The 17934-nt window shown below is 56.3% G+C and carries 17 protein-coding genes; 4 read left to right on the forward strand and 13 right to left on the reverse strand.

Annotated elements, in window-relative coordinates; all coding sequences use genetic code 11:
- Nucleotides 1-26 precede the first annotated feature (26 nt).
- From CDI07_RS02715 to CDI07_RS02745, 7 genes are all read right to left on the reverse strand, one after another.
- A complete protein-coding gene (locus CDI07_RS02715) occupies nt 27-1838 on the reverse strand; it encodes an S-layer protein (protein WP_088180138.1) in 1812 nt (603 codons plus the stop codon).
- 200 nt (nt 1839-2038) lie between these two features.
- Nucleotides 2039-2863, reverse strand: a complete 825-nt coding sequence (locus CDI07_RS02720; RefSeq protein WP_088180139.1) for a hypothetical protein — start codon at nt 2861-2863, stop codon at nt 2039-2041.
- 2 nt (nt 2864-2865) lie between these two features.
- Entirely contained in the window at nt 2866-3912 is a 1047-nt protein-coding gene (gene amrS / locus CDI07_RS02725; RefSeq protein WP_088180140.1) for an AmmeMemoRadiSam system radical SAM enzyme, read from the reverse strand.
- 24 nt (nt 3913-3936) lie between these two features.
- Nucleotides 3937-4659, reverse strand: a complete 723-nt coding sequence (locus CDI07_RS02730; protein WP_088181529.1) for a polysaccharide deacetylase family protein — start codon at nt 4657-4659, stop codon at nt 3937-3939.
- Nucleotides 4659-5882: a glycosyltransferase family 4 protein gene (locus CDI07_RS02735; protein WP_088180141.1), complete on the reverse strand. Its 1224-nt coding sequence runs from the start codon at nt 5880-5882 to the stop codon at nt 4659-4661. Before CDI07_RS02735 ends, CDI07_RS02730 begins: the two co-directional genes overlap by 1 nt.
- A complete protein-coding gene (locus CDI07_RS02740; RefSeq protein ID WP_088180142.1) occupies nt 5858-6739 on the reverse strand; it encodes a flippase-like domain-containing protein in 882 nt (293 codons plus the stop codon). Before CDI07_RS02740 ends, CDI07_RS02735 begins: the two co-directional genes overlap by 25 nt.
- A gap of 40 nt (nt 6740-6779) precedes the next feature.
- Nucleotides 6780-7745, reverse strand: coding sequence for a thiamine-phosphate kinase (locus tag CDI07_RS02745; protein ID WP_088180143.1), 966 nt, complete (start codon nt 7743-7745; stop codon nt 6780-6782).
- Between the two features lie 89 nt (nt 7746-7834).
- Between CDI07_RS02745 and galT the strand changes: the two genes are divergently transcribed.
- Nucleotides 7835-8818 carry a galactose-1-phosphate uridylyltransferase gene (gene galT / locus CDI07_RS02750; RefSeq protein WP_088180144.1) on the forward strand — a complete coding sequence of 328 codons (984 nt, stop codon included), beginning with the start codon at nt 7835-7837 and terminating at the stop codon, nt 8816-8818.
- Here galT and CDI07_RS02755 read toward each other — a convergent pair.
- Both CDI07_RS02755 and CDI07_RS02760 read right to left on the reverse strand, forming a co-directional pair.
- Nucleotides 8811-10085 (reverse strand): TIGR00375 family protein, encoded by a 1275-nt coding sequence (locus tag CDI07_RS02755; RefSeq protein WP_088180145.1) that lies wholly within the window; start codon nt 10083-10085, stop codon nt 8811-8813. The two genes, galT and CDI07_RS02755, sit on opposite strands and share 8 nt — an antisense overlap.
- 9 nt (nt 10086-10094) lie before the next feature.
- A complete protein-coding gene (locus CDI07_RS02760) occupies nt 10095-11813 on the reverse strand; it encodes a chloride channel protein (RefSeq protein WP_088180146.1) in 1719 nt (572 codons plus the stop codon).
- 75 nt (nt 11814-11888) lie between these two features.
- Between CDI07_RS02760 and CDI07_RS02765 the strand changes: the two genes are divergently transcribed.
- Complete coding sequence (locus CDI07_RS02765) at nt 11889-12359, forward strand: hypothetical protein (protein WP_088180147.1); 471 nt, start codon at nt 11889-11891, stop codon at nt 12357-12359.
- A gap of 23 nt (nt 12360-12382) precedes the next feature.
- On the opposite strand, the gene CDI07_RS02770 is transcribed toward CDI07_RS02765, so the two are convergent.
- Nucleotides 12383-13699 (reverse strand): cation:proton antiporter, encoded by a 1317-nt coding sequence (locus CDI07_RS02770; protein WP_088180148.1) that lies wholly within the window; start codon nt 13697-13699, stop codon nt 12383-12385.
- Nucleotides 13687-14181, reverse strand: a complete 495-nt coding sequence (locus CDI07_RS02775; protein WP_088180149.1) for an HPP family protein — start codon at nt 14179-14181, stop codon at nt 13687-13689. The genes CDI07_RS02770 and CDI07_RS02775 overlap by 13 nt, the downstream gene beginning before the upstream one ends.
- Nucleotides 14182-14343: 162 nt before the next feature.
- Here CDI07_RS02775 and CDI07_RS02780 point away from each other — a divergent pair, with 162 nt between their 5' ends.
- Together CDI07_RS02780 and CDI07_RS02785 are read left to right on the forward strand one after the other, a co-directional pair.
- Complete coding sequence (locus tag CDI07_RS02780) at nt 14344-15690, forward strand: sodium:proton antiporter (RefSeq protein ID WP_088180150.1); 1347 nt, start codon at nt 14344-14346, stop codon at nt 15688-15690.
- Nucleotides 15691-15826: 136 nt separating this feature from the next.
- Nucleotides 15827-16516 carry a hypothetical protein gene (locus CDI07_RS02785; protein ID WP_088180151.1) on the forward strand — a complete coding sequence of 230 codons (690 nt, stop codon included), beginning with the start codon at nt 15827-15829 and terminating at the stop codon, nt 16514-16516.
- Nucleotides 16517-16521: 5 nt separating this feature from the next.
- On the opposite strand, the gene speB is transcribed toward CDI07_RS02785, so the two are convergent.
- Both speB and CDI07_RS02795 read right to left on the reverse strand, forming a co-directional pair.
- Nucleotides 16522-17388, reverse strand: a complete 867-nt coding sequence (speB, locus tag CDI07_RS02790) for an agmatinase (RefSeq protein WP_088180152.1) — start codon at nt 17386-17388, stop codon at nt 16522-16524.
- A 72-nt stretch (nt 17389-17460) separates the two neighbouring features.
- Nucleotides 17461-17871, reverse strand: coding sequence for a translation initiation factor IF-5A (locus CDI07_RS02795; RefSeq protein ID WP_088180153.1), 411 nt, complete (start codon nt 17869-17871; stop codon nt 17461-17463).
- Nucleotides 17872-17934: the final 63 nt, after the last annotated feature.

Consider the following 17934-nt stretch of genomic DNA (forward strand, 5'->3'; position numbering starts at 1 on the left):
GGGAATTAAAAGAGAATGAAAGGCCTTCAAAGGCCAGCGAGGTACTCCATAAGGGCCTCAGCGGCGACCTTGGTCTCGTCCCTGGTGGCACCAGCGACGATGACGACGTCGTAGCCGCCAAGGGCGTCCTGGATGTACTCGATGTCGCCTGGGCTGTTGTACCAGTCGACCTTGCTGATGTTCTGCTCAACGAGGTACTTGGTGATGCTGTTGGCAACCGGACCGCCGATGAGGATGAGGTTGCTTCCTGGGTCATCCATGTTGACCTCGTAGTCCATGACGGTTATCGGGCTGGTGACCGGCTTGAGGGTGACCACGTCACCGTAGATGCCCTCCACCTTGTAGTCGGTGTCGAGGACGTCGTCGCCGACCTTGAGCTCCTTCTCGACGACCTTGCCCTCCTTCTCCTTGAGGCAGATGTAGGCGTAGGCGACAACGCGGTCAACGTCGTCAATGGTGCCGTTTCCGTCGATGTCGTAGCCAACGTCCTTCTCGTTGAGGGTCTTCATCTCGAACTTGTACCAGAGGTTGTAGGTGCCGAAGATGTCGACCGGGTTGCCCTCGAGGGTGTCCTTGTTAACGAGGGTGATGTTCTTTATGTATCCGCCGTCGGTGTTGATGGTCATCTCCCACTTCTTGCCGTCGTAGGTGATGGTGTCCTCGCTCTCGTAGGTCTTGACGTCGACCTGGGCCTTGATGCTGGCTATGAGGTGGCCGTCGATACCGACGAAGGTGTCCAGCAGGGTGAGGACAACGCTTCCGTCGCCGAAGATGTCAACGTCCTGGTTCTCCTCGAGGATCTTCTGGTCGCTCTCCTGGCCGGTGACGGCGTTCTTAACGACAACGAGGGCCCTCTGGTCGATGATGCTTATGTCGAGGACGGTGACTATCCAGTCGGTGCCCTCGATGGCCTGCGGCTGGCCGACCTGGTACCAGGCCTCACCCTTGTCGAGACCGGCAACGAAGCTGTCGTTTCCAACGCTGAGGACGTAGTAGGTCTGGCCGAACACGGTGAAGGTGTCGCCCTGGCCAACGCCCTCGCTGTAGACGTCAACCTCGGTTCCGCCGTCGGCAGCCATGTTCTCGGCATCGCCGATGTACCAGTTGGTAACGTTCTCGTACTTGGCCGGAACGCCCCACTCTGGGTACTCGTCCCTAACCTTCTCGCTGGTTGTCACGGTGTAGTTGTAGAGCTTGTAGTCAACGAAGACGGTGACGTTGCCCGGAGTGACAACGAGGTCAGCGTCCTTGGGCGGGTAGGTCTTGTCCCAGTCGCTCGGGTCCTTAGCGTCGAGGCTTATCTTGCCGAGGGTGATGTGCCAGTCGATGAGCTGGTCATCGTTGACCTTGTCCTTGTCGGCGAGGGTGGTGGTGACGGTGAACCAGTCCTTCCACTCGCTGTAGGTGTCAACGTAAGCGGCACCGTTCCACCAGTAGTCGCCCGGAAGCTCGGTGTACTTGGTGGCCCAGTCCTCGCTGCCGTTGATGGTGAGACCGTGGTCTCCAGTCATGGTGTCGTAGTTGTAGGCGTAGATGGTCCACTTCTTAACGGTCTCGGGCTCGTACTCGGCCTTGACCTTGACGTAGCCGTTCTGAACCTCGGCCTGCTCACTGGTGTAGAGCATGCTGCCGAGGGCAACGGCGATGTCAGCAGCGCTGGCAACGTCCATAGCAGCAGCGGTACTTCCAACGACGATTTTAACGTTCGGGGTTCCATCGGCGTTAACGAAGAAGTCCTTCGGTATGTTCGGAACGGTCGGCTGAGCGCTGGCAAAGCCCATGGTGGCTCCAACCATTGCGGCACCAATTGCAAGGGCCGCGATCTTCTTCACTTTCATTTTCCCAACACCTCCTTAATCTTGGGCTTACGCCCTGGGATGGTCTAATATGTATTGTCAATGACTTTCTACCCAGTTAGGGTATATATACTTTTCGCTTTCAGACCCTTTCTCCGCTTAAAAGAAGCTCGCTCATTGCCGTAAAAATGAAAGGAAGCTTAATTAAATGCCTATAGGCTTTTCGCCTTTTGCCGATAATATCAAGGGTTCAATTTGAACTCCGTGTTCTTCTTCTCCACGAGTTGCCTCTTCACAGGCCTCGTAACCAGCTCGTTGACGAAGCCACCGAGGTCGGTCAGTGTATTCTGAAGTTCGTTGGCGGTTATGTCTATAATCTCTGGTTCCAGGATCGAGATCGCAACCGGCGCGTACTTGGCCGTAAGCTGGAAGAGCGTCTCGAACGGTGAAAGGAGCTCCGCAGCCAGGAGTCCCTTGAAGTTCTCCCCCTCCATCTGCCCCTGGACAATGAGCTTGTTTATCCTGCACCCCTCGATGCTGAGGGCCTTCCCCATGGTAGTTTTGATGGCCTCTTCGCTCTCCCCGAAAACCTCTATAACGAAGCGATACAGGATGTTTCTGTCCTCCACGATCAGCTCCTCTATCTCCTCCCTGGGGTAGCCCACCTTTGGCTCTGGGATGTCATCGAGCTTTGGATAAACTGCCAGGCCACCAAACTGCTTCATGAGCTTCCCCATGAAGAGTGATACCTCCCCGAGGGTCTTCATAAGGTCCTTGGCCTCCATCTCCAGCTTTCCAGGCTTGAGAACCTCGACCACCGCGGGGGAATACCTGAGGGTCAGGCGAACTATATCCCCAAGTTCTCCAGCCACCTGGGCCTCTATGACCCCGGAATACTTGAGCAGCTCTTCCTCTGGGCTCTCTATGACATCTTCCAGTTTTACGTACTTGATCTTGACGCCCTTCTCCTCTCGGAGGTTCTTCGCGGTCTCCTCCAGGGCCCTTTCTAAAACTTTCTTGTCGTTCCCTATGCCTTCGATGTAAAAAATAACCTCGATTTCGGCCAATTTCACCACCACATCCAGTTATATCGCTTTTTCTTGTACGTACCCACTACGGGGATGGGTTCACCGCAGTATTCACACTTCCCATCCTTGATGTGGTACTCGGTGATTTTGAATCCCCAGCGCACTATTAAAGGTTTGCCGCAGTTGGGGCAGTAGGTGTTCTCCCCCTCGTGTCCGGGCACGTTGCCGACGTAGACGAATTTGAGTCCCTCCTCCCTGGCAACCCGGTAGGCCATTTCGACGGTTTCAACCGGCGTTGGTGGGAGGTGGGTCAGCTTGTAGTGAGGGAAGAAGCGTGAGAAGTGAACCGGTGTGTCGTCTCCGAGGTTCTCGACCACCCATCTGGCGAAGGTTCTAATTTCCTCCTCTCTGTCGTTGAGCGTCGGGATGATTAGGTACGTCAGCTCGACGTGGATTCCGAACTCCTTTTTGGCTATTTCCGCCGTCCTCCTGCTCGGCTCACCGCTCGGAACGCCTGCTATCTTCATGTAAAAGGTGTCATCGAACGCCTTGATGTCTATGTTCGTGGCGTCTATGTACGGTGCCAGCTCCCTGAACGGCTCCTCGTTTATGTAACCGTTGGTTATGAGGAGGTTGTATATACCTGCCTCCCTGGCGAGCTTGGCCGTATCAAGAACGAACTCGTACCATATCACGGGCTCGTTGTACGTGTAGGCTATGCTCTCGCAGTTGTACTTTCTCGCCAGGGCCACTATTCCCTCCGGGGTCGCGTCGTGGAGGTACGGAAAGTTCTCGTCGGCCTGGCTTATCTCCCAGTTCTGGCAGTGCTTACAGTGCATGTTGCAGCCAACGGTGCTTATCGAGAGCGCACAGGAGCCCGGCCAGAAATGGAAGAGAGGTTTTTTCTCTATGGGGTCCGTTCCTATCGCCGAAACCTTACCGTAGTTGAACGTGTAGAGCTTTCCGTTGATGTTCTTTCTCACCCTGCAGGAGCCGCGCTGGCCCTCGTTTATGATGCAGTTGAGGGGGCACAGTCTGCACCTCACCTTTCCGCCATCTAGCGGCTCCCAGTACATAGCCTCGCGCATGCTTCTCACCGGATTGTAGTAGGCTCACTCCCGTTTAAGTTTTTGGTATACTTCGTAGTAATCACGCATCGTCAAGAACTCCGCCCCCTGGCGCCGGTAGTGGTCTATCAACATTCCGAGCAGCTCAACGGCCCTGTCCCCGGTGTTGAACTTGCAGTCCCACCGGATTTTTTCCCTCTGCATGGGGACGAACTCCCAGGGGTGGGCGAAGTAGACGCGGGGCTCCTTCAGGCGGGCATGGACGAGCTTCTGCATCTTCCATGGCAGCCTTATAACGGACGAGGTCGTCGAGGCCGGAACCTCGAGAACATCACCGAAAAACCTCACTCCCTCGCGGTAGCCCTTGTAGGTTGCCTTGGATGAGTCAACGAGGATTCCGTTTTTAGCCAGTATATCATAATAGTAATTAGGGAACTGCAGGTTTGGGGCGCGGAATGAAACTACCTCTCCGAACTCCCTCAGTACCTCAAGGGACTTCACGATGGCCCTCTCGCCCTCGTCCTTGGTGAGCTTATCCAGCCGCTCGTGGTTGTAGTTGTGGCTCCCCAGCTCGTGCCCCTCATCGATGACCCGTTTAACAAGCTCCGGAAAGCGCTTCGCCATCTCCGCCGTGAAGAAGAACGTCGCTCTCACCTTCTTCTCGGCCATCAGGTCCAGTAGCTTCGGAAGCCCCTCCTCCATTCCCCGCGTCGTCGTGAGGTACGGCGGACAGTCGTGCTCGACATCAAACGTTATTGAAACGAGCATCATCCCAGCCTCCTCATCGCCTTGTACAGCAGGTACAGCCTGTCAACGCTCTCCCCCATCTCCATGGTGCAGCGGTACACCCGCATAAGCCGCCGCAGTACAACGTCCCATGAGAATTCTTTCTCGGCCCTTCTTCTGGCCTCAACCCCCATGGCCACCAGTTTTTCCCTGTTCTGGAAGGCTTCAGCGAGGTTCTTTGCCATTCCCTCCTCACTCACCGCGAGAAGTCCAGTGATTCCGTTGAGAACCATGTCCGATAGTCCACTCTCGTTCCGTCCTATCACAGGATTCCCGGTGGCCATGGCCTCAAGCCCCACAACTGGAAAGGCCTCGAGGATACCGGGCATGAGAACCAGGTCGGCCGCCCAGTACAGCGGGAGAAGTCTCCCCCTCTCCATGAAGTCGTACAGCTCGGTTATCTCCCCTATGCCAGTTTCCCTGAGGTTCCTCTCCAGCACCGGGCGCATCGGACCGTTCCCTATCATTACGAGCTTCACCTTGCTTTTCGGAACCTCGCTCCGTTTGAGTGCCTCCCTCATCATCATCGGTATCCTGTGGGCCTGCTTGCGCTCGGTCATCCTTCCGAGGTACAGAACCACTATCTCGTCCCTCACCCCGAGGTCCCTTCTGGCTTTTTCCCTTTCTTCCGGCTCCGGCGGGCGCCATTTTTTGACGTCTATTCCGTTAGGAACCACGAGGACGGGACGACCGTTGAGCTTATTCCCCAGCAGGTTTCTGGTATCCTCGGCGACGGGCGTGCTGACGGCAACGAAGGTGTCTATCCGTTTGAGGTGGTGCCTGATGAATGGGCCGATCAGGAAGTCCAGGGAGGGCCTGCCGTAGAAGGAGTGGTTGGTGGCGACCACCGGAACGTTCCGGATTCCCCTCGATATCTTCGACACAGCAACGGCCAGGGGAGAGTATATGCTGTGAACGTGGGTTATGTCGAATCCAATCTCCTTGTAGAACTCGTTTATCTTCCAGAACTGCGAGAATCCAACGCTGGAGTGATATTTCTTAAAGTAAAGCGTCGCGGGAAACCTGACAACGGGATAAGGAAAGCTGTCGACGTAGGGTTTCATGTACCTGTAGTCGTGGGTCAGGACGTAGGGCTCGTGCCCCATGAGAACGAGGTTGCGAGCCAGTTCATCGATGTGGGACTCTATTCCCCCGATTTTAGGATAGAACCAGTCGCTGGCTATTGCGATCTTAAGGCTTTCCATATCTCGACCCCTCCGGACGTCAGGAGAACCGCTAGCCCCACTAGACTGCTGGCAACGTACGAGACAAAGCGCTCCAGGAGGGTTATTGAAACCGCGAGCGCCATCGGAATTCCGAAGTACGTGAGTGTCCCGACAAGGCCCCCTTCGATTATTCCCACGCCCCCTGGAGTGAATGCGATGAGGCCGAAGAGGAGGTTCGCTATAGAGATTACGGCTATGAAGCTCCATGCTAGATTCAGGCCGAATGCGAGGGCTATGAGCTTCAGTCTGACGACGTCGAGGAGCCAGACTGTGGAGCTGAGCAGCACCGCCACCATGTTGAGGCTGTGCATGCTCCGGAGTGCGGTTATCTTTTTCATCTCGTCATCGGTCACGGGGGTTCTGAAGACGCGGAGTGAGAGCCTCACAAAGGCGTCCCACTTAATCCATATCAGGATCACGCCGGCTATGCCAAGGATTATGAACGGGAGGGGTTCCCCGGATGAGAAGTACATCATGCCAACTAGAAAGAGGGCGAATATCGGAATGGTCTCCAGTATGCGCTCGTAGACTATGCTGACCGCGGAGACTCCCGTGGGGATGTTCGCCTTTTTGGAAACCCACGCCATTCTGAGCAGTTCCCCCCCACTCCTGCTCATTGGGGTGACGTTGTTCATGAAAATCGAGGCGAGTATGGCCTTGACGAGCTCATGGAGGGGTGCGTCCCTACCGACGCCCCTCAGAACGAGCTTCCAGCGGATGCCGTAGAGAACGACGCTCACGTAGTACGTGAGGAAGGCTAGGATGAGATACTTGAGGGAGGCGGTAACGACCACTGAAAAATACTGCTGTGCTGACGTGGCAAGGCTCTCTAGCATAGTCACAACCTACCTTAAGTCGGCCTAGGATTTTAAAACGTTATCGGAACAACACTCTATACGTTCCCTTTGCTTCTCCCTTAAGGTGTTCCCAGCCCAGAACGGGCATCTCCTGCCTTTTTCCATTGATGGTAATGTAAACCCCCGCCCCTTCAAGGACCCTTCCAATGACGGTGCAGTTGACGTTGGCGCCTTCCAGCACTTCTTTTGGAATCGTAAAAACGAGTTCGAACTCCTCCCCGCTCGCGAGGGCAATTTCAATCGGATCCAACCCAAGGACCCCGGCCACTGCCCTCACCTCATCCCGAATCGGCAGCTTCTGGGCCTCGACCTCTATCCTCACCCCGCTCATCTTGGCCAGGAGGTGCAGTTCCTTACTCAGACCGTCGCTTATGTCAATCGCCGCGTTTGCAAGCCCGCTCAGTTCGATCCCCTCGGGAACCCTCGCCCTCGGTTCGAGGAGCTTCTCATAGAGGCGTTTCCTTATCTTTTCCGGCACGTCGAGGCCGCGCCTCCACACGAGAAACCCCGCCAGGGCCCTGCCGATGTCGCCGGTCACGCAGACCAGGTCGCCCGGCTTCGCCCCGCTCCTGGTGAGGAGTCTTCTCGTCCTTCCAAGGGCGATTCCGTCTATTATCAAATCGTCCGCCTCGTTCGTATCGGCGCTGAGAACGGGGACTTCATAGAACTCGATGGCCTTTCCTATCCCCTCCGCAACGCCCTCGAGATAGTCCATCTCAATATCCTTCGGAACGCCCAGTGAGAAGAGAAACCCCACCGGTCTCGCTCCCATAGCCGCGATGTCGCTCACGTTCATGGTGACGGCCTTAAATCCAACCTGCTCGGGCGTCATTATATCCGGCACGTCCGTTTTTCTCACGAGCATGTCGTTGGTGGCGACCAACCATTCGTCACCGATTCGGATCGCGCCTGCATCGTCCCCCAGCGGCAGGTCGCCCTGGAGCTTGAGGTGCCTTTTGAAGAGCTCGATTATCTCCCTCTCCACCCCCTATCCCTCACTCCCAGTTGGGTCATGGGATTTAAAGCCTTCGCCAAGCTTTTATGTTCTTCAGTCAATCCAAGTTAGTGGTGGAGATGAGGGAGCTGAGGTACAATCCCCTGACCGGTCAGTGGGTCATGGTCTCGGCGGCGAGGAGGAAACGCCCCTGGAGGCCGAGGGACTTCTGCCCCTTCTGCCCCGGGAACGAGGAAACCGGTTACGGCTGGAAGGTTCTTCTGCTTCCGAACAGGTTTCCCATGCTGTCCTTCGATGCCCCCAGGCCCGAGCGAGATGGGTTCTACAGGAAGGCAAGGGCGCTCGGCCAGTGTAGTGTTATCGTCGAAACCCCTGAGCACGACCTCAGAGACCTCGACGAGCTGTCCCTCGACGCTATGACCCGAGTTGTTGAATTATGGAAAAACATAACCGCAGAACTGAAGAAAAATCCCCGCGTTGCCTACGTCTCAATCTTCCGAAACAAGGGCGAGGAGATAGGTGTTAGCCTGACCCATCCCCACGGCCAGCTCTACGCGACACCTTTTATACCCCTCAAGGTTCGCCTCAAAATCGAGAACTCGAGGGGATACTTCAAACGCACCGGCGAGTGCCTCTTCTGCAGGATTCTGCGCGAGGAGCTGGAAAGTGAGAGGGCGATATACGAGAACGAAAGCTTTGCCATCTTCATGCCCTTCTTCGCGAACTGGCCATTTGAAGTTCACGTCTATCCGAAGAGGCACGTTCAGTGGCTCACCCAGCTGACGGAGGAAGAGCTCGCAGACCTGGCCGACACGCTCAGGACTGCGACCGGAACCCTCAACGCCGTCCTGGAAAGGGACATGCCCTACACCATGATGCTCTACCAGGCGCCGTTCAAGGGAACCTACGGCTTCTACCACCTCCACATCGAGTTCTACCCAATCCTGAGGGAGAAAGGCAGAATCAAGTACGCCGCGGGGATAGAAATGGGAACCTGGGACTTTACCTATGATGGAATTCCCGAGGAGAATGCAGAGAAGCTGAAGGGTGCCTGTAGAAAGGTGATAAAAAGAATTGGTGCGAAGGGAAGGTGCTTCACTTAGCCCCGCGGCTTCCCCCGAGGAACTTCATGAGGCTCGTCTGCTTCGGCCGGTATTCCTCCTTTGGAACTTCGACCTCAAGGGCTTCGAGGTCTTCTATTCTGGCCGTTCTTATCTCCTCTGGCAGTCGTATCTCGCCGTATTTTCCTCCGCCTCCAGGGATTACTATCAGCTTGCCCTCCCTGTAGGCCCAGATGGCCTTCGCAACCTCCTCGTGAACCTCCGCCAGACCCCCCAGCGGGACATCGACGAGAACCCTTATCTCGCTTCCAAACTCCTTCAAAAAGCGCTCCCAGATTACGCGAACTGCCTTCGTCTCAACTCCTTTCCCTACCACCATCGCGATTATCTCCGCCAGAGGGGCTAAGCGTAAATAGGGCGGTCTGTCCTTCGGTCTCTCCTCCGTGTCGGCCAGCTCGAGGATTCTATCGTGAACGCCCTTCTTTATCCTGCCGCCGCACTTCGGGCACTTCCACTTGAACGCCCGCGCCTCTTCCGGCGAATACTTTGCATAACAGCGAGAGCATGCTGTGAGGTGGTACTTGCCCAGTCTGGGGTCAAGGCCGGCGTTGAGAACGATTTTTCTACCTCCCCTCTTGAGAATGGCCTTCCGTATCTCCTCGAATGTCGCTTCCTTCACTTCGAAGCGGTTGAACTCCCTCCCAAGGCGATGGGGCATCGGGGAATGGGCGTCGCTGTTGCTGAGGTAGGTCAGCGAGTGGTGGGCCTTTATCCTGTCGGCCATCTCCGAATCCGCCGAGAGGCCGAGCTCAAGGAACTGGACCTTTGCCCCTTGGTATGCCTCCCTGAGGCTGTCGTACTCCTTGTAGAGAGCCGTCCAGGGTGTGAAGGCATGCGCCGGTCCTATCAAGACGCCGAGCTCGTTGGCGATGTCTGCTATCTCCGACGCTGGGAGGTTAACCCTCGGCCTTCCCTCGGTGTCTATGTCCCCCGAGTACTTCCTCAACTCCTCCCTCATCTCCCGGACGGTGGAGATGCTCGGGAAGATCAGGACGTGGTGAACGCGCCGATTGTCTTCCACCTCGGCCGTGAGGAGGAAGCGGATTCCGTTTCTCTCGTAGGTCCCCTCGTCCACCTTCTCGGTGTACCTAAGCAGCTCCTCCTCCCACTTCGGGTTGAGTATATCGCCAGTTCCGACTATCCCGAGCCCCTTGAATCTCGCGTTCTCGGCGAGGTTGGGGATGGTCATGGCTTTCGAGACCGCCTTTGAGTAGCGCGAGTGTATGTGGAGGTCGGCATCAACCTGCATGGGATCACCTCATTCGATGTACATTCCCTCCAAACCGCGGTAGTAGGCGCGGTATATGTCCCTTTTGGTCACGACTCCGATGAGCCTCCTGCTCTCGGGGCTTTCAACCACCGGAAGGAGGTTCTGGTCGTAGGCCATGAGTTTCTCGAAGGCATCCTCGGCCGTCTCCGTTGGGTACGTTACCCCGTAGGGCCGGCGGATGAATCGCTTCACAGGCATCCGCTTAACGCTCGGGGATTTTTTCAGGATATCCTTTATGCCGATTATGCCCACTACCTCCATTTTCTCATTGACCACGGGGAAGCAGTCATGGCCGGTTTCGCCTATCAGGTGCTCCACGTCAAAGAGCGTCTGGTTCTCGGTGACGTAGACAGGCTCGCGGGTCATTATCTCGCCGACGGAGATGGTCTCGAGGATGACGGGCTTTCCGGTTTTCACGTGGTAGCCCTTTCTGATGAGCTTGAGGGTGTAGATGGACTCCCCCTTGAGGAAGAACCGGGCCGTTAGAAAGCCTATGGTGGCAGAGGTCATCACCGGGGGGAGAACGGCGTAGCTCCTGGTGAGTTCCGTTACCATGAGTATTTGGGTGAGCGGGGCCTGCGTCATGCCGCTGAAGAAGGCCGCCATTCCAGCCAGGGCGTAGACGGCGGGGTTCACACCCAGCCCCGGCAGGAGGAGCTTTACAATCTGTCCAAAGGCCGCGCCGAACATGGTTCCTATGTAGAGGCTCGGGGCGAAGACGCCGCCGCTCTGGCCGGAACCGAGCGTCAGGGCCGTGGCGAGCATCTTGACGAGTCCGAGGGTCACGAGCAGTCCAATCGCCAGCTCACCGTAGAACGCCATCCTCATGCCCTCGTAGCCTATCCCGAATATACCGTAGATGGGAAATAGCATTCCAAGAACGCCGACTCCGAAGCCGCCTATCGCGGGCTTCAGGGTTTCAGGTATCTTCGACTCGGAGAAGCCGTCAACCATGCGGTAGAGGAACCGCGCGTAGAACGCCGCCAGGAGGCCGAGGCCCAGGCCAAGGAGAAAGAAGAGGGGGAGCTCTGGTAGCGTATGCCCGATGTTTCCGGGGATGTCTATCTCCACCGCCCTGTTGAGGACGGCGAGCGTCAGGGCGTTGCCGGTGACGGCGGCTATGAATATGGGCACGAGGTTTATCGAGAAAGCCCCCATGTAGACGACCTCCAGGGCAAACATCGCCCCCGCGAGTGGTGTGTTGAAGGTGCCGGCTATGCCTGCTGCCAGGCCACAGGTGACCAAGAGCTTCTTCATCTCCCTCGACAGGTTGAACCAGCGCGCCAGAATGGAGGTCAGGGAAGCCCCGATGAATCCTATCGGCCCCTCACGTCCCACGCTGCCGCCGGAGCCTATGGTTATCGCGGTGGCTATCGTCTTCAAAACCGCGAACCTCCCAGGTATGTTACCGCCCTTAAATATAACCGCCTCTATAACCTCGGGGATGCCGTTCCCCTTAATCTCGGGGCACTCTATGACGAAGAGCGTGACCACCAGCGCACCGAGCGTTGGTAGGAGTATGTAGCCGAGGTTGACGCCGCCCACCTCGTAGGAAACGTTCGGAAGGAGCCATCCGAAGAAGAAGCCGTGGACTATGCCTATGGCCAGCCTGAAGACTATCGCCCCCAAACCGCCAACTAGGCCTGCCAGGATTGAAAAAGCGATGACAATTCCCCACTTTTTGAGGTACTGCCGTTTCGACACCATCAAGGGAGGTTTGGTGTCACCAATAAAAAGCTTAAGCTTTTATAGTCCTCCGCGAGAAGGGGTTCTGGTGAGACCATGAAGGTTGAAGGATTCGTTGCTTCCCTCAGGAACGCCGAGACAATCGGCGAGTTGTTCAAGATACTCGCGGAGAAAGGCGCCCCGGTCGCCGAGCTCGACGGGAAGAGGTTTCTCATCGTCGTTGAGGGTGACTTCGAGGGCAGGAAGTTCTGGACCGAAATAAACGGCGAGAAGGCCAACCAGGCCCTCGGCGATGCGATGCTCAACTCCTCAAGCTTCCCCTTCAAGTGCCGGCGCCCCTACACGGGCGGAAACGTCATCTTCGTGGACTTCGACGACATCGAGGTCGAGGAGTTCCTCGTTGCATACCGCGACCCCGAGTACGGCATCTTCTACCGCGTCAAGAACGGAGAGGTAGAGGAGATTACAAAGGAAGAATACGAGAAACTGCTCCCAGAGATGCCCGAGTTCAAGATAAAGTCCATGAGCGAGGAGCAGATGGACATGATGGGCGCCTTCTTCGGCTGAGATAGAAAAGGAAAAAGTGTTTATTAAGCTCTCTTTAGTTCTTTTATCCTCTTCTTCGTGCTCTCTATCCTCTCGACCTTTGCGCTGGCCTTCTGCGCCCTCGTTGTCTCTATCTCCTCCCTGAACGCCCACTTGAGGAGCGGCGGGGTTATCAGCACGGAGACCGTTATGAATATCAGGGTCGCCGCTATGAACTCAGGGGCATGCTCCGGGCTTATCGCACCGCCGTGGATTGCCACCATAAGGTCAACGAGCGCAACTTCAGTCCTCGGAACCGAACCGATGCCCATCTGGAGCGACATCCAGAGGTTCTTCTTTGTGAAAAGGAAGGCCCTTCCGCGTCCCCAGGCGGTTATCCACGCTCCGAATCCCCTTCCAAGGACCTTTCCGAAGACGGCAACGGCGGTGAGAACCGCGGCCAGGATCAGGGCGTTGGCGTTCTCGAAGACCGTGAGGTTTAGCATCGCTCCCGTGTGGACGAAGAAGAACGGTATAAGCAGGCCGTAACCGATGGCCTTCACGTCCTCCATGAGGCGCTTTCCTTCGGGGAGCTTCGAGAGGACGAGACCCATCATGAACGCACCCTCGATGGCCGCGGCGAACCAGCCCTCAGCCAAAGCCGCGAAGAGGAACATCATTCCAAGAACCACTCCGAGGATTCCCTTCTCAACGTGAAGCCTCTCGGCGAACTTTATGTAATAATCGACTAGGAACCACCAGATGACACCGGTGAGAATGAAGAACGCCACGATTTTAACCGAGAGCTCAAGAAGGCCACCGCTTCCGACGGCGAAGATGACGAGGGCTATTCCAAGAAAGTCGTCCATAACGCTCGCGCTCAGGGAGGCAGCACCAACCTCGCTTTTGAGAACCCCCAAATCCATCATGACCCTGACGGTCAGGCCGATGCTGGTGGCGGTGAGGAGAACGCCACCCGCGAAGGCCTCCCTGCTAGGATATCCCATCTCCATGAGGGCGAACCAGCCGACCACGAGGGGGACGAAGACACCGAGAACCGTCGAGACGGTGGCCGTGAGGCCCGTCTTCTTGAGCTGTTCAAGGTCTGCATCGAGGGCACCGAGAAACAGGAGGAATATTATACCCAGCTTGGCGAGGAAGTTGGCCACCACGGTCATGTCGGTGGTGAAGGCCTCGCCGCTGACTATCGGGAGGTACTGGGGCCCGACTATGCCGAAGTAAACAAGGTTTCCGAGTATCATTCCCATCAGCAGCTCTCCGAGGACTCCAGGGAGCTCGTAGCGCTCGATGATGCTGTCCCCTATCTTCGCGAGGATTAGCGAGAGTCCAAGGGCGAAGAGAAGCCACGTCACGCTCTCCATTGGGCACCACCCACCCGCAGCAGTCTGAGTAGCTCGTCTATCAGTATGCGGAGGCTCACCTCACCCACCAGCTTACCATCCTTTACGACCGCCAGCACCTGAATCCTGTACTTGCGCATCTTCATCAGTGCGTCGAGAACCGTTGCGTCTTCCTCCACCGTCAGCACGTGCCTCTCGGCCACGTCCTCCGCCTTTGTGGCGCCACCGAGCATCGAGCGCATGGTTTTGCTCGTCATTCCCAGCTTGAACTTGTGGGCCTCCGGCGGCAGAAGGACGTCTATGACGTCTATGTACCTGATGACCCCCACTAACTTCATGTTCTCCCTGCTGTCAACCACCCAAACGTGGTGTCTGGTTCTGAGTATCTTAAGGACGCTGAGGAGGTCGGAATCGGCCGTTACCACGGGCATCGTTTCCAATCTGGGTATTATATCGCCCAGTTTAAGTGAGTGGAATCTCTCGAGGGCGGACTCGACTTCCACGGTCATCACCAATTCTGATTGATGAAAAAAGTTCTATTTAAGACTTTGTGGGTTGAACGCGACACCGGCGAAACGTTTAGAACATTGTACCAATAAGGATAACAAAAGAAGTCCTCGGCATGCTTATTAACCTTGAGGGCAAAATTAATCGGAGGAATAGCGATGTCTGTAACGGGCGCATCGAACGTCCTGGTTCCAACTGTTGACCTGATGGTCTACGTGTTCTTCGTAGTTCTAGCCGTGGGACTTGTCTCCCTCCTCGTGAGCAAGAAGTTTAACGTATCCTACATTCCCCTCTTCATGTTCCTCGGCATACTGGTCGGTCCCGTCCTTGGCCTCCTGAACAGGAGCCTCGCCAACGAGCTCTTCAACTACGTCCGTGTCTTCGGCCTGGTGATGATACTCTTCACCGAGGGGCACACCCTCAGCTGGAAGATGCTGAAGAGAAACTCAAAGACGATACTGACCCTTGACACCATCGGACTCCTCATCACAGCGTTCATCATCGGTGGGATCTTCTCGTGGCTCTTTCACGTGCCTTTCATCGTCGGGTTCCTTTTCGGGGCGATCGTAGCCGCCACTGACCCGGCGACCCTCATTCCCCTCTTCAGGCAGTACCGTGTCCGCGAGGACATCGAGACGGTCATCGTCACCGAGTCGATATTCAACGATCCGATGGGCATAGTCCTCGCCTCCGTGGCCGTCGCGATGCTAGTTCCCGAGGCGTCCAGTGCGAGGTTCCTTGAGACCATAGCCGGTTACATCGGTCTTTACCCAGCGGCCGTCGTTTTCTTCCTGTACCAGATGGGTGCCTCGATACTGATTGGGATAGCCTTGGGCGTCGTCGGATACGGCATCCTGAAACGGGCCGAGGTGGAGGACTTTCCGGAGATAGTGATATTCTCCCTCGTGATGGCGTTCGGGGGCTTTCTCCTGGGAGAGCTGGTTCAGGCCTCCGGATATCTGGTGGTGACGGTTACGGGTATAGTTCTGGGCAACCACAAGGTTTTCTTCAAGGATGACATTCCCGTGGTCAAGAGGGTCATGAGGGCGGTTGAGAGGGAGGTCCACTTCAACGAGAGCCTCTCGGCAATATTCACGATATTCATCTTCACCCTCCTGGGGGCGAGCCTGAACCCGGAGATAATAAAGGGCCACATCGTGCAGGGTGTAATCATAGCGTTCGTCCTGATGCTGGTGGCCAGGCCACTGGCTTCACTCCCGATACTGAAGTGGCGCCCCTTCAAGGAGTACCTCTTCATATCGCTTGAGGGCCCGAGGGGGGTAGTTCCTGCGGCCCTTGCCAGCCTTCCGCTGACCCTCGGCATCACCTACAACAACCCGGACCTGATTCAGTGGGGAGAGATAATCCTCAGCGTCACCATAATCACAGTTCTCGTCACGGTCCTCGTGGAGACCCTCTGGGTCCCGATACTCAGGAGGAAACTTCTCGAGGTGAGGAGCATCGAGAGGGAGATGAAGAAGGCGGGTTACAGACCCCCCTCTTGAGTTTCCCTTCAACCCTTATCACCAAGATGGTTTTTGTTTCGGCTCGTTTTAGTTCGGATATTGCCCATTTTTGGCCGACAAGTATATAAAGCCCGACGGATTATGGAATCACGTGGAGGGAGCTTAGGTGGTTTGAATGCGGACGTGGGAGAAAGGAGTGATAATGGGCGCCAGGACCATCGTTTTTCTGGGCCTCATCAGCGCTTTGATGTACGGAAAGTTTGATCAAATCTACGCCACCGCTGCAGGCTTTGTATCACTCTTCGTCCCCAGCTTCGTCCGATGGATTTATCCCAAGCCAAGCCGAAGAATCTGGCCGTGGGTAAGTCCGTTCTACAACGACAGCGTCTATGCCCTCTTTGCAATATTCATGGCGGCCCATATAACGTTTCTCAACGTCCCCTTCATCCACCTCGACCTGTACAACCAGTTCTGGAAGGGTGCGGATATACCGAGCCACTACCTGGGCGGGCTCGTGACGTGGGTCATATTCAACGAGGTCGTTCTGGAGTCGTCGAGAACCTACAACCTCCACTGGAGTCCCTTGAAAATAATCTCCATAAGCTTCTTTGCCCTCGTCCTCGTTGGAGTCGCCTGGGAGTTCTTCGAGGTTGTTCTTCAGCCGAACATGCCCTGGCTCTACGAGAGCATGAGGAACAAGATCCAGGACGTCGTTATGGAGCTGCTCGGTTTCGGGACGGGAATAGCAATGGTCCTCAAGTGGGAGTACCCGTACTCCATGAAGAAGCCCCTAGAAAACGCCCCCGTGCGGTTCGGGGCCACGTCCGTTGACATACTCCCCCAGCCGGACCACTTGAAAGAATGAAATGTTCATGGTTTCTCTTTTCCCATCGCCCCTATGAAATGGAACAGCAGCTTTGCCGCCGTTAGAGCCGTTACGTCGCCAAGACTGCTCCCTGCGACCTCCATTATGTCAAAGCCGGCTATTCTCTTGTTCTCCACGAGCCACTCCATGGCTTCGACGACCTCCCAGAACCTCAAACCACCGGCTTCAGGGGTCCCCGTTGACGGAACCAGTGAGAGGTCAAACGCGTCTATGTCAACCGAGAGGTAGACCGGCTCAGGGAGGGGTTTCACCAGCTCGACGAAGGCATCGAAGTCGTAGTCCCTCGCGTGCACCCACGCTATACCTTCCCTCTCCGCGTACTCGACCTCCTCCCTCGTGCCGCTCCTTATCCCGAACATGGCTTCCCTGACTCCCAGCTCACCTATCCTCCTCGCCACGCAGGCGTGGTTGTATGGGTTGTCCTCGTAACTCTCGCGCAGGTCGAGGTGGGCATCGAAGACGACGTAGCTGGCAGGCTTGAGCGCCTCAACGGCTCCGAGGGTCTGGGAGTGCTCGCCGCCGAGGAGTATCGGGATAACGTTGGGATTGGCGTGCTTGAGCTCCTCAACGGTCTCTCTAACCCGGTCAGCGGTCTTCCTGGGGTCGCCGGCGACAACAGCGACGTCCCCAATGTCCGCTATGGGAAGTTCCGCTATGTCAACGTCGTAGTCAATGATGTAGCTCTCGAGGTTGAGCGTCGCGTGCCTGATGAGCGTCGGGCCGAACCTCGCGCCGGGCTTGAAGCTGGTCGTTCCATCGAAGGGGACACCCATGATTGCAAACCTTGCCTCCTCCGGTTCAACGAGGGGAAACTCCAGCTTGAGTGTCTCGTAGGTGTACAGGAAGTCCATAGTCGCACCTCCGGTGAGAATTGGTTGGAGTGCTTCCTTAAAAGGTTGCGGGAAATAGAAGAGCGGAAGGGCTCACTCGCCCTTGAGCTTCATTATCTTGATCCTTCCGAGGGTCTCCCAGTACTCGACGTTGATGCCCTCCTTGAGCTGGTCCTTGATCTCGTCGGCGACGCCGCCCTCGATCGGAACGTCGTAGAGCTCGTAGGTCTCCATGTCCATGATCTGGACGGTGTCCGGGGTCATGGCGATGATCTGGGCGGTTCTCTTGTCAATGATCGGAACGTCAACCTCCGCGCTGGTGGGCTTGACGATGCTCCTGACCTTGCCGTCGAAGATTCCAACGGCCTCGATCCTGGCCTTGGCGGAGCCGTGCTTGCCAGGCGAGGAAACGGTTATGTTGCCGATCCTGCAGGGCTCACCGTCGATAAGGATGTACCTTCCCGGCTTGAGCTTGCTAACCTGAACCTTGGTCTTGTCTCCCATTTTTCAGACCTCCCATAAGCGTTCTAAAACCGATTGGGAAGGGTCTTTAAAAAATTTTTGAAA

Origin of the sequence: Thermococcus sp. 5-4, from assembly GCF_002197185.1 — an archaeon.
In the GTDB taxonomy this organism is placed as follows: domain Archaea; phylum Methanobacteriota_B; class Thermococci; order Thermococcales; family Thermococcaceae; genus Thermococcus; species Thermococcus radiotolerans.

What these genes read in the sequence shown, in the direction of transcription:
- CDI07_RS02760 (WP_088180146.1), bottom strand. Translation starts at nt 11,813, where the DNA reads ATGGTGTCGAAACGGCAGTACCTCAAAAAGTGGGGAATTGTCATCGCT.
- CDI07_RS02740 (WP_088180142.1), bottom strand. Translation starts at nt 6,739, where the DNA reads ATGCTAGAGAGCCTTGCCACGTCAGCACAGCAGTATTTTTCAGTGGTC.
- CDI07_RS02785 (WP_088180151.1), top strand. Translation starts at nt 15,827, where the DNA reads ATGCGGACGTGGGAGAAAGGAGTGATAATGGGCGCCAGGACCATCGTT.
- CDI07_RS02735 (WP_088180141.1), bottom strand. Translation starts at nt 5,882, where the DNA reads ATGGAAAGCCTTAAGATCGCAATAGCCAGCGACTGGTTCTATCCTAAA.
- speB (WP_088180152.1), bottom strand. Translation starts at nt 17,388, where the DNA reads ATGGACTTCCTGTACACCTACGAGACACTCAAGCTGGAGTTTCCCCTC.
- galT (WP_088180144.1), top strand. Translation starts at nt 7,835, where the DNA reads ATGAGGGAGCTGAGGTACAATCCCCTGACCGGTCAGTGGGTCATGGTC.
- CDI07_RS02730 (WP_088181529.1), bottom strand. Translation starts at nt 4,659, where the DNA reads ATGCTCGTTTCAATAACGTTTGATGTCGAGCACGACTGTCCGCCGTAC.
- CDI07_RS02765 (WP_088180147.1), top strand. Translation starts at nt 11,889, where the DNA reads ATGAAGGTTGAAGGATTCGTTGCTTCCCTCAGGAACGCCGAGACAATC.
- CDI07_RS02715 (WP_088180138.1), bottom strand. Translation starts at nt 1,838, where the DNA reads ATGAAAGTGAAGAAGATCGCGGCCCTTGCAATTGGTGCCGCAATGGTT.
- CDI07_RS02795 (WP_088180153.1), bottom strand. Translation starts at nt 17,871, where the DNA reads ATGGGAGACAAGACCAAGGTTCAGGTTAGCAAGCTCAAGCCGGGAAGG.
- CDI07_RS02755 (WP_088180145.1), bottom strand. Translation starts at nt 10,085, where the DNA reads ATGCAGGTTGATGCCGACCTCCACATACACTCGCGCTACTCAAAGGCG.
- CDI07_RS02780 (WP_088180150.1), top strand. Translation starts at nt 14,344, where the DNA reads ATGTCTGTAACGGGCGCATCGAACGTCCTGGTTCCAACTGTTGACCTG.
- CDI07_RS02770 (WP_088180148.1), bottom strand. Translation starts at nt 13,699, where the DNA reads ATGGAGAGCGTGACGTGGCTTCTCTTCGCCCTTGGACTCTCGCTAATC.
- amrS (WP_088180140.1), bottom strand. Translation starts at nt 3,912, where the DNA reads ATGCGCGAGGCTATGTACTGGGAGCCGCTAGATGGCGGAAAGGTGAGG.